The sequence below is a fragment of the Desulforadius tongensis genome (assembly GCF_016907915.1).
GTDB classification, from domain to species: Bacteria; Bacillota; Desulfotomaculia; order Desulfotomaculales; family Desulfohalotomaculaceae; genus Desulforadius; species Desulforadius tongensis.
On the sequence record NZ_JAFBCW010000002.1, the window covers coordinates 117418 to 131709 of the forward strand.

Here is a 14292-nt window from a genome sequence, read left to right on the forward strand (position 1 = left end):
GTGATGTATGAAAAAGTGAAATTATTGGTTTAAGTGTGTCCCCTGTCTTTAATGGCGGGGGATGTTGTTGTGCAGCACTGATTAACACTAAAGAAAGGATGTAGAGCAATTGTTTAAGAAAAGATTTGCCGGTTTTACCCTGATATACTGCTTGTTTTTAGCGGTACTGTTATGTAATTTCACTGCGCTGCCTGCCGGTGCAGAAACTTTAGAAGATGCTGCCAATTCGTTAATTAACTATTATAAGACTAACAAAGCCCAGCCGGATAACTGGGAAGAGCTGGTGGGCCTGGAACAGGCAGGAGTAATAGATGAGTTTGACCTGTCGAAATGGTCTGTTGAAATTAATGACAATTCCCAGGCTGTGGACTACGCTTCAGCAATTTTGGGATTAATTTCAGCCGGTAAGGATCCCCAAAGCTATACCGACCCTGAAGGCCGCCAGATCAACCTGGTGCAGCGTTTGGTTGAAATGCAGAGGGACGATGGCGGTTTTGGTGGTTACATTAACAATGTCATATATTCGATTTTGGCGCTGGATAAAGCAGGAGCTGATTATAGAGCGGAAGATGCAGTAAGGTACTTGATTAACCAGCAGAGAGATGATGGTGGCTTTTCCCTTTCGGGGGCCACCGGTGATCCCGATGTCACCGGCATGGCACTGATGGCCCTGGCAAATCACACCGGCCTGGACGGAGTAAATGATGCAGTTGATAAAGCCCTTAATTTTCTTCATGCCGTTCAGCTGGAGACGGGGGGATTTGCTTCTTACGGGAATGAAAATGCGGAGAGTACAGCCAAAGTAATTCAGGGATTGGTAGCCTGCGGCGAGGATGTTAGACAATGGAATAAAAATGATCATAATATTATTCAAGCCCTGTTTAATTTCAGATTAGCGGACGGTTCCTTCAGCCACCTGGTGGGCGGTGCCAGCAGCGAGATGGCCACCCGGCAGGTTTTAATGGCGGTAGCTGATCTTATCAATTCCGGTTATTCTGATTTTCAGCTGGAAGCTGAAGAGAAACAGAGCGATGATGCTGAAAATAGCAATCCCGAAGTAAGCATACGGGTGGAAGGTGCTGACAGCACCTTAAAGAAAGGAACTGTAACTGTTGATGGTACTGCCCTGGATGCTCTAAAGGAATTGGTTGGGGAAGATAATATTGGATATAACCAGTGGGGAATGGTAGACAGCATCCTGGGGGAAAGCGGGCAGGCAAACGTAGTTGAAGGAATTAATACTTACTGGAAATACTACGTAATAAGAGACGGTGAGATAGACACCGGTGCTTTTTCCTCAGGGCCGGGCAGTTACAGTATTCAAGATGGTGATGAGGTAGTATTTTATATCGGTGCTTGTGATGCTGTTACCTGGGCTGATAAGACCTACATACCCGTCATTAATATAAGCCCGTCTGAACCTGAGGTGGGGCAGACGGTAACCATGTCTGTATATGGCGAGTATTACGATTGGAGTAAAAATGATTTTTCAATAATCCCGGTGGACCCTGTAACCGTTGATTTTAACGGTAAGGTGTATACCACTTCTGACAGCCGGGTACAAATTCCCTTGGAAACGGCGGGTACCGTAACTTACCGGGTGTACAAGCAGCATGCCGGCGGCTACCCGGAATTGATTAGAAGTGCTGGACAGCTGACTGTAAAGCCGCGGCAAAGCGATGGCGGTGTAATTGAGCACGGTATTTTAGTTAGTGTTAAAGTAGTAGACAATCATAAAAACCTGCTTTTTGACGGCAGGGTGGAGTTGAGTAAGGATAAAGCTGATGTTTTTCATGCCCTGGTGGAAACAGGTCTTTCATACAGGACGAAATGGGGAAACAAGTATGTTTCTGAAATAGCCGGCCTGGCCGAAGATCTTTCCGGAACTGCCGGGTGGAAGTACAAGATAAACGGCAGTATACCGAGCGTGCCGGCCATTGATTGTCCCGTAAGAGAAGGGGATGATATTATATGGTTTTGGGCGGTTAATGCGGAGGACACCGGCAGCGGTGAACTACCCCCAGCGGTTGAAGAACCGGAAGTGCCTGAGATACCAGAGGTGCCCGCTGAACGCTTGAAAGCAGTGGAACGGTCAAAAGAAAAGGTTAGTGAAGAACTGAAGAACATTGCGCGGGAAATGACTGCTTTAGCACCCGCCGAACAGGAATTGTACAACATAGTGGAACTGTATGACGGTGAAGCGGTTGTTGTGGGAGCAGAAACCCCGCTCACTGAGAAAGAACGAAAACAGTGGGCGGAGATATTGAAAAATAACCAGGTGGATGTAGAAAAAGAATTAAAGGCCGGGCATAAAGATGAAGTGAGCGATGCAGTGGGCGAGGTTAGCCTCTATATAGAAAAAGGTGCCTTGAAAGAGGATACCATCATTAAGGTGAAAAAAGAAGACGGTGCCGGTGTTATCGTGCCGGATGCGCACCGCATGATCTCCCCTGTATACAACTTCGGCCCGGACGGAACCAGTTTTGCAGAGCCGGTTACGTTAAAAATAAAACTGGTGCTGCCGGAGGATGTTACCCCGGGCAATTTAGTTCTGGCATGGTATGATTCCCGGAATAAAAGCTGGGTGCCGGTGCCGACGGTGGTTAACATGGCTGCCGGTGAAATTAGCGGCTTGATTACTCGCTTTACAAAATTTGCGGTATTGGAACGAAAAGAACGGGCTGCATCCTTTGCTGACGTCGATCCCAAAGTGTACCCGTGGGCCGAAAAGGCTATTAATTATCTGGCTGTAAAGGGTATTGTTTCCGGTACCGGTGAAGGTAATTTCAGCCCCGAAAGGCAGGTAACCAGGGCGGAGTTTGTGGCCATGCTGGTGACGGCTCTGGAATTGGAAGACGATCCGGACTATAATGTTAATTTTTCAGATATAAGTGAAGATAGCTGGTATGCCGCTTCTGTAAAAGCTGCCGTAAAGGCAGGGTTGATTAAAGGATATAATGACGGGACTTTTCGTCCCCATGATACCGTAACCAGGGAACAAGCTGCAGCCATCCTGTGCCGGGTGCTAAAGTTAAAACCGGCGGAAGAAGGGCAGCGGTTTAAAGATGCGGGGGAAATTTCTCCTTGGGCGCGGGAATCCGTTCAGGCGGCAGCTGATAATCAGGTAGTTAAAGGATTTGCAGACGGGACATTCCGGCCCAAACATTCTGTCAGCCGTGCTCAATGTGCGGTGTTCATTTACCGTCTGCTTAAACTGGTATAGTTTTTCTTAATCCCGCTCCGGAGGTGGTTTAAATGAAGCGGTTTTACCTGCTGGTTTTAATACTAACTTTACTGCTGTTTGCTGGCTGTGTTTCTTCAGACGATGCCGATCTGCAGAAGGAGCAAATTAAAATTGCCGCTGACAGCAGTTCGCAGGCTGTCAGCCCTGCCGAAGAACCTGCTGAAAGCAGCGGAGAAGAAGCGGCGGCACCGGGTGAACTGTTAGAAGAAAAGCCGGGCAGGCAGTGGGGTTCCGGGCCGGTTTCAAAAGAAGATGCTTCCCAATCTGAAAATAAAGCTGCACGGGCGGCAGCCGGTACGGCTGAAGTACCGGCCGGGCCCACAGCAACCCTGTGGGTAACCCGGGACTTTGCTCAAAAAGAAATAACGGGCAGGGAAATATTACTTCACCCGGGTGATTCGGTGATGGATATATTAAAGGCCAACCTGCAGGTAAAAACCCAGTATGGAGGCGCCTTTGTAAGTGATATTAATGGTTTGGCTTCCGGGTATGTTGGGCCTGATAAAAAGAAGATGGACTGGTTTTACTATGTCAATGGCATTATGACATCGGTGGGGGCCCAGGATTACCATCCCACCTCCGGTGAAATCATCTGGTGGGACTACCACGACTGGGGCAGCGCCCCCTTTACCCCGGCGCTGATTGGCGCCTTTCCGGAGCCTTTTCGCAGCGGCTATCAAGGTAAAAATCCCGGTACAACGGTGCTGGTGACGGCAGGATGTGAGCAGCAGGGGGAAAGGTTGGCCCGCAGCCTGCGTGATTTAGGTGTCAGGCAGGTGGAAGTTAAGCCCTATAGTGAGAATTTACTGGTTGAAGATAAAAAAATTACCCTGGTGGTGGGCCTGTGGAAGCAGCTTGAAAAAGATGAATACTGGCAGGGACTGCAAAAACAGCGCCGAAAAACCGGTTTGTTTGTGGAACTGGCGTCGGATTATTTTGCTGCCCTTGATGCCCAGGGTACGGTGGCCCGGCGTTATGAAAAAAATGTGGGGGCCATAGCAGCTGCCGGTACAGGGCTGGGTGATTTTACCCCGGTATGGCTGGTTACCGGCTTGGATAAGGCAGGGCTGGATAATGCCGTTAATATTCTTACAGAAAATCATCAAAAAATAAAGCAGCACTTTGGGGCCCTGGTGGTGGATGGAAAAGTGGTGGCTGTTCCGGTTACCGGGTAAGTCGATCAGCCGGTACTGGTAAGATGATATGTATAGTTATCAAGATAAAAAATTATTTCTGCAAACTCTTCACCCTGCAGCTGTGCTGGCCCATACCGGTGTAATGTTTTTTCTGTCCTTAACCTGCAGTCACCCGGTATTTTTACTGCTGCTGTATATTATCTTGCTGCTGGAAGTTAAGCTGGTGGATGGGCTCCCGGCGTATAAGAACTGTGTTCTGTTTTCAATTATCATGCTGGTGATGATTATCTTAATTAACCCGTTGTTTGGCAGGCTGGGCAGCACGGTGCTCTGGAGCGGGCCGGTTCTGCCTGTTACGGGGCGGATTGTCTTTACTTTAGAAGCGGTGCTGTATGGCATCAATATGGGGATGCGGCTTTTGGTGGTGATTACGGTTTTCTTTTTATACAACCGGATGATGAACCCGGACCGGGCCTTTTCCTTTTTAGCCCGGTATGCCCCGGGTTCGGTGATGCTGATAACCCTGGCCACCAGGCTGGTTCCTTATTTGGCTGTTCAATTTAAAAATATTAAAGAAGTGCAGCAGACCCGCGGTGTTGAATTTGACTGTCCCGGTATAACGGGCAAAATTAAGAGTTATTATCCTCTGCTAAAGGTGCTGCTGCTGTCTTCCCTGGAAAATGCTTTTAACATAGCCGAAGCCATCCAGAGCCGGGGTTACGGCAGCGGGCCGCGCAGTTATTATACCAGGGAAAAATTTCGCCCCCGGGATGTTATAGTGCTGGCAGCCAGCGGCGGGGCGCTTTTGGGCGGTATGGTATTGATGGCCGGGGGAGGGGCGGAATTTCAGTTTTACCCGCAGTTGGGGCCCCTTTTTGCCGCCCCGGGACAACCGGTTGTAATGATTATGATCGGTGTTTTTCTGATGCTGCCAGCGTTTTTAAATTGGGGGTGGCAGTATTGGCCTTACTTGAAGTGGAGAATTTGACCTACTATTACGGAGGAGCGGGCAGTGCAGCTTTATCCGGGGTGAACTTAGAAATCAATGCGGGTGAATTTGTGCTGCTGGTAGGAAGGTCGGGCGGCGGTAAGTCCACCCTGCTTCGGGCCCTTTCGGGCCTGGTGCCCGATTTTTACGGGGGCACCATAGCCGGGACAGTACGGTATTTGGGAAAGAGTGTTCAGGAGTGGGATAAAGGTAAGCTGGCCGGGGAGATGGGCTTTATCTTTCAGGACCCGGAGCAGCAGCTGGTAATGACCGGCGTGGAAAGAGAAATTGCCTTTGGGATGGAAAACACCGCTGTCTCCCCCGGTGAGATGAAGCGGCGGGTGGCAGAGGTGATGCATTTTTTGAACATTTCTCACCTTAAAAGAAGAAATACCTTTGACCTGTCCGGTGGCCAGAAGCAGCTGGTGGTGCTGGCTTCTGTACTGGCCATGCAGCCTAAAGTGCTGCTTTTGGATGAACCCACCTCCCAGCTGGATCCGGTGGCGGCAGAGGAATTCCTCAACAATATAAGAAAGTTAAATGAAGAACTGGGGCTTACCGTTGTTCTGGTGGAGCAGCGGTTGGAGAGATGTTTGCACCTGGCACACCGGGTGCTGGTCATTGATGAGGGGCGTTTGGTCAGCGATTTTCCCCCCGGCCGGGCTGTAAAGTGGGAGTTGAAAAGAAACAGTGCTTTTTTACCCCCGCTGCCCCGTTTGTTTGCTGCCGCGGGCAGTGCCGCTGTTCCCCTCACCGTTGGTGAGGGGAGAAATAAACTGCGCGCCATGGGTTTCAGCGGTGCTGATTGCCCGGTAAAGGCAGTAACTCCGGAAGCGAATAATAAGTGCTGCCGGGCAGAAAAGCTGCTGGAGGTAAAAAATGTCTTTTATACCTACCCGGGGAGCCGGGAACCGGCCGTAGAAGGTGTTGACATGGCGGTGGAAAACGGGGAGTTTATAGCTGTGATAGGTGAAAACGGGGGCGGTAAAAGTACGTTACTAAAAACCATTTGCGGCTTACTGCGCCCCCAGCGGGGAAAAATCAGTATTTGCGGTGAGGACATAAGTAAAAAAAGCGTTCAGGAACTGGCGGGCACCGTAGGCTACCTGTCACAAAATCCCAACGATTATTTATTTCACGACACAGTTTGGGAAGAAGTGGCCTTTGGGTTAACGGTACGGGGAATTAAGGCCGGGGATACAGTGGAAGAAATTTTAGAAAAACTCCGGCTGACCGGTGTAAAAGATATAAACCCCAGGGACTTAAGCGGAGGGGAGCGTCAAAGGGTGGCACTGGCATCGGTGCTGGTGTTAAAGCCCCGGCTGCTTTTGCTGGATGAACCGACCCGCGGCTTGGATGCATATTTGAAGGAAGAACTGGGATCGCTTTTGCTGAGCCTGGTGGCAGAGGGAGTATCTGTAATAATGGTAACCCATGATATTGAATTTATCGCCGAGTATGCCGGCCGGGTGATGATTGTGTTTGATGGTGAAGTGGTGGCGGATGGTGACAAGCGGCAGGTACTGAACAACTCGCTTTATTATGCTCCTCAAGTAAATAAATTGTTTCGCGGATTTTATGAGGGTGTGATTACCTTTCAGGAGGCCCTGAATTTGTTAAAGCGGTGTAATTATGAAGTGGATTAAAATTTCGTTTCTTTTTAATTTAATGGCCCTGCTTATATACCTGGGTTTTGATATTAAGGCCAATCCGGACTGGGACTTAAACTGGTCGCTGCTTACCCTTGCAGTGGCCCTGTTGGGACTGCACGGGTTCTTTCTGCGCTTTGAAGACAGAAAGCCTTCTTCTAAGGAAATTGCTTTGCTGGCCATCCTGTCTGCCCTGGCCGCCCTGGTCAGGCTGCCCTTTGCAGCTATACCGAGCGTCCAGCCAACCACTTTTTTAGTGATCATATCGGGCTTTGTGTTTGGCCCCGGGGCCGGATTTATGGTGGGTGCTTTGGCCGCTTTAATTTCTGATTTCTTCTTAGGCATGGGCCCCTGGGTACCGTGGCAGATGGTGGCCTGGGGTTTGGCCGGGGCAGCGGCGGGATTTTTGGGGCGGTGGCAAAAAAATTTCTCCCGTTTTCTGTTGGTGCTTTTTGCTGCGGCGTGGGGTTACCTTTACGGTGTAATTATGAATACTTGGCATTGGCTGACCTTCGTTTACCCCCTTACCTGGCAGACCTTTGCAGCCACTTACGCTGTTGCCTTTTGGTTTGACACTTTTCACAGCATTGGCAACGGGATCTTTATGTGGTTTATGGGCCGGGACTTAATAAAGGTTTTGGAGCGTTTTAATAAAAGGCTTTTAGTGAAACGGGTGATTGATGCAAATGGAGATTGTTAAGGCAGAAGGCGGAATATTGAGATGCCGGCTTTCGTTAGAGAAGCGGTTTAAGGAGGGACGCTTTGTGTTTAAAAAGCTGCTGTCACTGCTATTGGTTTCCTGCCTGGTGCTGTTTTCAATGGTTACCGCTCCGGTTTCTTACGCTGCTCCGGCAGCTGATGAAGCGGAGATAGAGAACGCCATAGCGGGTGCTGTTCGGTATCTGCAGAAAGAAATGCTGGCTCCTGATTACGAAGGAGTGCTGGATTGGGCCATACTGGGATTTTATGCGGCCGGCAAAGATGTTGAAATCCTTTCCCGGAAAAGGGAAGCGCAGATTAAAAATGGTGAGATGATTTCAGAGTTTAAAAATACAGACTACCAGCGAACCATTCTAGCAGCACTGGCTGCCGGGAAAAAACCGGATGAATATGGAGGCAGGAAACTTGTGGCCAAGGTAAAAGCCTCTCAAATGGTTTCGGGCAAATTTGCCGATTCAGTGAACGGCACGGGAGAGAGATTAGTTAATGCCCATATTTGGGGTATTATTTCCCTGTATGCGGCGGGAGAGGATATACCGAATGCGGATAAAGCACTGCAGTGGTTGGTGGAACACCAGAATACCGATGGGGGGTTCGGCATTGATACAGAGATACAGGGTTCAGATGTTGACATCACTGCCATGGCCATCATTGCTATGGCCTGCCTGGGGCAGGATGACAGGTATCCTCCGGTGCAGAGGGCCCTTGCATACTTAAAGAAGCAGCAAAACGATGATGGCAGCTTTGGTGCCTGGGGCACACCGGCTGCAGAGTCCTGTGCCCAGGTGGTGCAGGCGCTGGTTATGTTGGGGCTGGACCCTGCTGGGGATGAATGGTCCAAGGGTGGGGGCAACCCGGTAACGGGCATGCTGAAGTACCGGTTAAAAGATGGTTCTTTTTCCCATGGTTCTGAACTGCTGCCCAATGATATGGCCACTGTCCAGGCCTTACTGGCGCTGACCGATTACTACACGGGACAGTCAATCTACAGCAGGCTCCGTTTGGCCCAAAGACCGGTTGTGAACAACCTGCCTGCCGGTAGTGAAACCGATACGATGACAAAAGCAGTGCGCATGAAACCGGTTATTGATTAAGAGCAGGTGGTTGATATAATTAAATCCAGCGGGTTAAAAATATGTTAAAGAGGGTGCTGCAGTGAAGGATAATGCCCAGGCATTAATAGGGAATAAAAATCCGGTTAATGATCGAGGGGAAAATAAAGCTGCTAAAAGGGCAAATAATTTAAATGGAAAAGAGTGGCTGAAAAATTCCATCAGTATTTGGAATGATATTGCCAAAACCCCGGAGGAGAAAAATGCCGGTCATCCGGCTTCCTTTCCCAAAAGCCTTGCCAAACGTATTATTGAAACCTTTACCACTGAAGATAAAAAAAGAATTCTCGATCCTTTTTTGGGTATCGGCACTACTTTATTAGCCGGTCAGGAGTTAAACAAAGAGGGAATTGGTTTTGAGATATCGGAAAATTACATTAAGATTGCGCGGGAACTGCTGGAAAGTAACAAACCGCTGGGCCATCAAGGGCTGCCGCAGAGGATATACCCCTATGACAGCCGCAGGCTGGCTGCATATATAGAACCGGAATCGATAGATTTATGTTTTACATCACCGCCTTACTGGAACGTTCTGGCGCAAAAAAGATCAGCTGACAGAAAGGAAATAAGAAATTATAATACACTGGAGGATAATCTGGGGGAAATTGACAGTTATGAGCGGTTTCTCGGGGAACTAAAGGTTGTTTTTGAGCAGGTTTTTCAGGTAATGAAGCGGGGTTCTTACTGCATTATCAATGTTATGGATTTGCGCAAGAAAAAGAAGTTTTATCCTTTACATATGGATGTAGTAAAATTTATGCAGGAAATAGGTTATATATTTGATGACTTGATTATTTGGGACCGCCGGCAGGATTATAACAATTTAAAACCCCTGGGCTACCCGTATGTTTTTCGCATTAATAGAATCCACGAGTATCTTTTGATTTTCATTAAGGAGTAATATTAATGTCTTTTACCGAGAGCAGAAACCTCCCGGTTTTATCCTGCGGGAGGTTTTGTAGCCCTGTTTTTATTTTTTAGCTTTCTATATTCATCAATGGAGATTTCACCGCGAGCCAGTCTGATATCTAATGTTGAGCTGCAGCTGTCAATTGGCGGCTCTTTTTTATTTACCCGGTCGAATAGATAAAAGGCTGTCCAAACCAGTATTATCAAAGGTAAAGCCATCATTATAATCATCAGAAGACTGTTAAAGAAACCGGCAATGCCGTATCCATGGTGAAACATCATCACTATCAATCCCATCTTAAAATATTTATTATTGACTTAGTGTACCCTTAGGCCGGACGGTTGGCTGTTTATTTTTTGCTTTTTGCTGCTGTCTTCTTGGTAGGGAGGATGATAGTAAATGTTGTTCCGGCCCCCGGTCTGCTTTGTACATTAATACAGCCGCCGTGGGCCTCAATAATTCTTTTTACAATAGCCAGCCCCAAACCGGTTCCGCCCTGTCCCCTGGTTCTGGATTTGTCTGCTTTGTAAAACCGTTCCCAAATCATTGGCAGATCTTCACCGGCAATTCCCGTGCCTGTGTCTTTAACTTCAATCATAACGCTGTCGGCCTTGGGGGAGATATTTACCGAAACCTTTCCCCCTTCCGGAGTGTGGCGAATGGCATTGTCAATAAGATTGATAAATACCTGTTCAATCCTGTCTTTACTGCAGAAAACTTGGGGAGTGCTTCTATCAATATTAAATTCTAAGTTTACCCTTGCTTTTTCTTTAAGGGCACGGAATTTATTTTCCACGGAGCTTACAACTGAGTTTAGGTCAACATACTCTTTTTCAAAATCTCCGTGTCCTTCTTCCATCTTTTTTAGATCCAGCACATCGTTTACCAAACGCCTTAAACGGTGAATTTCTTCATTGATATTTTTTAAATACTCTTTTCGCTCCCTATCACCGGTAACGATATCGTCTTCCAAAGCTTCGGTAAAGGCCTGCATAATGGTTAAGGGAGTTTTTATTTCATGGGAAACATTGGCAACAAATTCGCGGCGCATCTGGTCGAGCCTTTCCAGCTGGGCCAGTTTTTCCTGCAGCCGGGTGGATAAGGTGTTTAAAGAGCTGGCCAGTAAACCAACCTCGTCATTGGAATTTACCGTTACCTGGCGTGAAAAATCTCCGCTGGCCATGGCCAGAGAAACGCGGCTCATATCAAGCAAAGGCCGCGATACCATTTTGGAGAAGAGCAGGCTCAAGATAGTGGCCAGCACTATACCGCTCACAGCCGTATAAATAATTATGATTTTAAATGTGGCAAACTGCCCGGCCAAAGGCTTTAAAGGGGCATGAATTATTACTGCGCCGGCCGCGCTCTTGGGGTCATCAACCGGGATGCCCACCGATAGAACATCGGTCTGGAAATATTCACTTCTTCCCTTGTGGACAATTGTTTCGCCGTTAAACAGTCTATTCAAGTCGTCCTGGGTGAGGGGCCCGTGATGCGGATTGTGTAAATCCATAATCATGTCTTTGGTACTGATCCCCAGGCCCTGGCAGGACAGCACAGTGTTGTTTTTATCAATAATCATGACGTTACCGTCTATCATTTCTGAGATCACAGCCACTTTCATATCCAAAACCTGAGCATCAATTTCAGTGCGGGCAAGTTTAGCAGCTTTATTACCTATGGAAATTAACTGCTCGGACTGCTGCTGATAATAAATATTTTCCATAAAACTGGTTTGAGCTGCACCGGCTATTCCGATAACCAGCAGCACCAGCACGGTAATGGCCGCCCAAAGTTTTGTTACAATGCTGTTCCATCTCATTCTTTCACCTCTAACTTATAACCGACACCCCAGACGGTGTTAATGTATGATGGGGCACCGGTAACTCTTAATTTTTCTCTCAGTCTTTTTACATGGGTATCCACCGTTCTCAGATCACCGTAATAATCGATTCCCCAGACATTTTCCAGCAATTGCTCCCTGGTAAAAGCCCGTCCCGGTTGGCGGGCCAGTAATACTAAAAGGTCAAACTCTTTGGGGGTAAGATGTATTTCTTGATCTAATACCGTAACTTTTCTGGTGATTAAATTAACAGCCATACCGGGAAGGCGGAGGGTTGTTTGCGCTGTTTTTTCTGCTGCCCCGGTCCGGCGAAGTACCGCCTTTACTCTGGCGACTAACTCCCTGGGACTGAAGGGCTTTCCCATATAATCGTCGGCACCCATTTCCAGTCCTAAAACGCGGTCTATTTCATCGTTGCGGGCGGTAAGCATAATCACAGGAACCGCTGATGTTTTCCTGATTTCCTGGCATACCTTAATACCGTCCATCTTAGGCATCATCACATCAAGAATGATCAGATCCCAGTTTTTCTGGTGGAACAGCCTTAAGGCTTCTGCGCCGTCAACGGCTGTTTCTGTTTGATAGCCTTCTCTTTTCAGATACATGGTTACAACCTGCCGAATCTTTTCTTCATCGTCAGCAAAGAGAATGTTTTTATTGTTTTCCATGCATATATCACCCCTGCCCAGGTTATTATTGATATCCAAATGATAATAACATAAAAATATTACAGAAATTTGACAGTAATAAAAATGGCATTATTATCAATTTAAAATATTTAAGTGTCTTACTTATAAATGTGGGATGCTGTAATTATTTTGTTGCAAAATTGTTAAAAATTAGCCATGTTTTTGTCAATTCTTTGGGCTATACTGAACTTGTAAACAAGGAAATAAACCGAGTAAAGGAGGTACGGTTGATTATGATGGGATATGGCTTTGGAGGTATCGGATGGGGATTTTCCATGTTTTTATCGATGCTGCTGCCGTTAGTTCTTATAATTGGCCTTATATATCTGGTGTCGAGGCTGTGGGATTACGGCAAAAAGAACGCTAGTGTGAAAAAATATGAAGATGATCCCCTAACCATTATTAAGCAGCGTTATGCCAGGGGAGAAATTGACAAGGATGAATACAAACAGCTTAAGGCCGAGCTCAGTGAAAAATGAACGAAGCCAGTAAAAAAACACCTGCCGGAATTTGTTTCCGGCAGGTGTTTTTTTAACTTTAAACGCTGGTATCTTTACTTTATATAATAGCACCCGCACAGTACTCTGGCAGCGGCAGCTGATGCCGTGTTGGGGCTTAATTTATGGAATACAATAATAAAGTGGCCTTTAAAAAGGCCACCTGTAAAAAACTAAATGCTTTTTTGTTCGGCCGGCAGTTGAGTGGAGGACTGGTATCCGCCCGGTGCTCCCCAGCAGCCGCCATACCCGTAACCGCCCATCATTCCAAAACCGTTTTGTTCATGAAAATCTCTCATGTAGTTAAAGTGTTTTTTCCACTCTTCAGCCTGCTTGGGGTCCATTTGACCGTCTTTTACCGCCTTGTCCACCCAAGAGTTGTGCCATTCAAACATTTGATCAAACCAGTTGTTTTCCGCTGCCTTCGGGCCGCCGGCAGTGTACGCAATGCCGTGGGCGAAGGCATTAGGTGCTACGACACCTACCAGCAGCAGGGCAGCCATTCCGAGAATGATAAATCTTTTTTTCATCAATACTCAACCTCCCAATTAATTTATTTGGCTATTTCATTATAAAAGCTAAGTTTTACGAATGTGGGTCATAAGTAGTACATTTTTGTCACATTTAAGCACTTCCCTTAACGATACTAACCGGTCTATAAAATTTATTACAATTAATTAATGCCTAAAACCTGCAAATGGATTGGTGCTTGTTAAAAGCCGGTTGATAAGTTATACTCTATCAAAAATGATATTAATAATCGCTATCAAATAAACCATTTGTGCTGAAGGGATGATTAAATGTCTTCTATTCCGCTGTACCTGGCCTTTAGTGCCGGAATAGTTTCTTTTTTATCTCCCTGTGTACTGCCTTTGGTGCCGGGCTATATATCTTACCTGGCGGGAGTATCCGCGTCTGCCAATACAGGGGATATTAAAAAGGCACCGGTTATCAGCAGGGCGGTTTTATTTAATCTTGGTTTTATGCTGGTTTTTGTGCTTATGGGTGCCACCGGCAGCTATATCGGCAAATTATTTTTAGCCCATAAAGCTGCGCTCACTAAGATTGGCGGAGTGATTATATTTATAATGGGGCTGCAGATGACCGGTCTCTTAAAATTAAAATTTCTTTATCGAACGTACAAACTGAATTATAATTTTAATGTCAGCGGTCCCCTGGGGGCTCTGCTGTTGGGAATTACCTTTGCCGCCGGCTGGACTCCCTGTGTGGGACCGGTATTGGGGTCTATACTGGTCTATGCCGGCATGTCGGGAACGGTGATTAAGGGAATGGTTTTGCTGGGGGCGTATTCTTTAGGTTTAGCTGTTCCCTTTATGCTGGCCGCCGTTAGTATCGGTTGGACGTTGAAGTATCTGCCCAAGTTTAATAAACATCTGGCCTTTTTGTCCGCTGCCAGTGGAATAGTGCTGATGACTGCAGGGGCATTACTGTTTTTGAATATATTTCCCCGTTTAAGCGCTTATTTAGCTTTTTAGGAGTGAAG

At 47.0% G+C, this 14292-nt stretch carries 13 protein-coding genes; 9 read left to right on the forward strand and 4 right to left on the reverse strand.

Features of this window, described 5'->3' with window-relative positions; genetic code table 11:
* Nucleotides 1-109 precede the first annotated feature (109 nt).
* The 7 genes from JOC37_RS01420 to JOC37_RS13555 all read left to right on the forward strand — a co-directional run bounded on the left by JOC37_RS01420 (nucleotide 110) and on the right by JOC37_RS13555 (nucleotide 9750).
* Nucleotides 110-3223 carry an S-layer homology domain-containing protein gene (locus tag JOC37_RS01420; RefSeq protein WP_204615059.1) on the forward strand — a complete coding sequence of 1038 codons (3114 nt, stop codon included), beginning with the start codon at nucleotides 110-112 and terminating at the stop codon, nucleotides 3221-3223.
* Between the two features lie 32 nt (nucleotides 3224-3255).
* Nucleotides 3256-4419 carry a DUF4430 domain-containing protein gene (locus tag JOC37_RS01425; RefSeq protein ID WP_204615060.1) on the forward strand — a complete coding sequence of 388 codons (1164 nt, stop codon included), beginning with the start codon at nucleotides 3256-3258 and terminating at the stop codon, nucleotides 4417-4419.
* 28 nt (nucleotides 4420-4447) lie between these two features.
* Nucleotides 4448-5368 carry an energy-coupling factor transporter transmembrane component T gene (locus JOC37_RS01430; RefSeq protein ID WP_204615061.1) on the forward strand — a complete coding sequence of 307 codons (921 nt, stop codon included), beginning with the start codon at nucleotides 4448-4450 and terminating at the stop codon, nucleotides 5366-5368.
* Entirely contained in the window at nucleotides 5341-7014 is a 1674-nt protein-coding gene (locus tag JOC37_RS01435; RefSeq protein WP_204615062.1) for an ABC transporter ATP-binding protein, read from the forward strand. The genes JOC37_RS01430 and JOC37_RS01435 overlap by 28 nt, the downstream gene beginning before the upstream one ends.
* Nucleotides 7001-7717 carry an ECF transporter S component gene (locus JOC37_RS01440; RefSeq protein ID WP_204615063.1) on the forward strand — a complete coding sequence of 239 codons (717 nt, stop codon included), beginning with the start codon at nucleotides 7001-7003 and terminating at the stop codon, nucleotides 7715-7717. Before JOC37_RS01435 ends, JOC37_RS01440 begins: the two co-directional genes overlap by 14 nt.
* Nucleotides 7718-7781: 64 nt before the next feature.
* Nucleotides 7782-8831, forward strand: coding sequence for a prenyltransferase/squalene oxidase repeat-containing protein (locus JOC37_RS13550; RefSeq protein ID WP_204615064.1), 1050 nt, complete (start codon nucleotides 7782-7784; stop codon nucleotides 8829-8831).
* Nucleotides 8832-8892: 61 nt separating this feature from the next.
* Nucleotides 8893-9750: a DNA methyltransferase gene (locus JOC37_RS13555; RefSeq protein ID WP_338017314.1), complete on the forward strand. Its 858-nt coding sequence runs from the start codon at nucleotides 8893-8895 to the stop codon at nucleotides 9748-9750.
* Between the two features lie 38 nt (nucleotides 9751-9788).
* Here the strand turns inward: JOC37_RS13555 and JOC37_RS01455 are convergent, their stop codons facing one another.
* From JOC37_RS01455 to JOC37_RS01465, 3 genes are all read right to left on the reverse strand, one after another.
* Nucleotides 9789-10043 (reverse strand): SHOCT domain-containing protein, encoded by a 255-nt coding sequence (locus JOC37_RS01455; RefSeq protein ID WP_204615065.1) that lies wholly within the window; start codon nucleotides 10041-10043, stop codon nucleotides 9789-9791.
* Nucleotides 10044-10108: 65 nt separating this feature from the next.
* The gene (locus JOC37_RS01460; RefSeq protein WP_204615066.1) at nucleotides 10109-11581 is read right to left on the reverse strand and encodes a sensor histidine kinase; all 1473 of its coding nucleotides are present in this window, start codon (nucleotides 11579-11581) and stop codon (nucleotides 10109-10111) included.
* Nucleotides 11578-12270, reverse strand: a complete 693-nt coding sequence (locus tag JOC37_RS01465; protein ID WP_204615067.1) for a response regulator transcription factor — start codon at nucleotides 12268-12270, stop codon at nucleotides 11578-11580. The genes JOC37_RS01460 and JOC37_RS01465 overlap by 4 nt, the downstream gene beginning before the upstream one ends.
* A gap of 254 nt (nucleotides 12271-12524) precedes the next feature.
* Between JOC37_RS01465 and JOC37_RS01470 the strand changes: the two genes are divergently transcribed.
* Entirely contained in the window at nucleotides 12525-12770 is a 246-nt protein-coding gene (locus tag JOC37_RS01470; RefSeq protein WP_207754832.1) for an SHOCT domain-containing protein, read from the forward strand.
* Between the two features lie 191 nt (nucleotides 12771-12961).
* Here the strand turns inward: JOC37_RS01470 and JOC37_RS01475 are convergent, their stop codons facing one another.
* Nucleotides 12962-13318 carry a DUF2680 domain-containing protein gene (locus JOC37_RS01475; RefSeq protein ID WP_204615068.1) on the reverse strand — a complete coding sequence of 119 codons (357 nt, stop codon included), beginning with the start codon at nucleotides 13316-13318 and terminating at the stop codon, nucleotides 12962-12964.
* A 270-nt stretch (nucleotides 13319-13588) separates the two neighbouring features.
* Here JOC37_RS01475 and JOC37_RS01480 point away from each other — a divergent pair, with 270 nt between their 5' ends.
* Nucleotides 13589-14284 (forward strand): cytochrome c biogenesis CcdA family protein, encoded by a 696-nt coding sequence (locus JOC37_RS01480; protein WP_204615069.1) that lies wholly within the window; start codon nucleotides 13589-13591, stop codon nucleotides 14282-14284.
* Nucleotides 14285-14292: the final 8 nt, after the last annotated feature.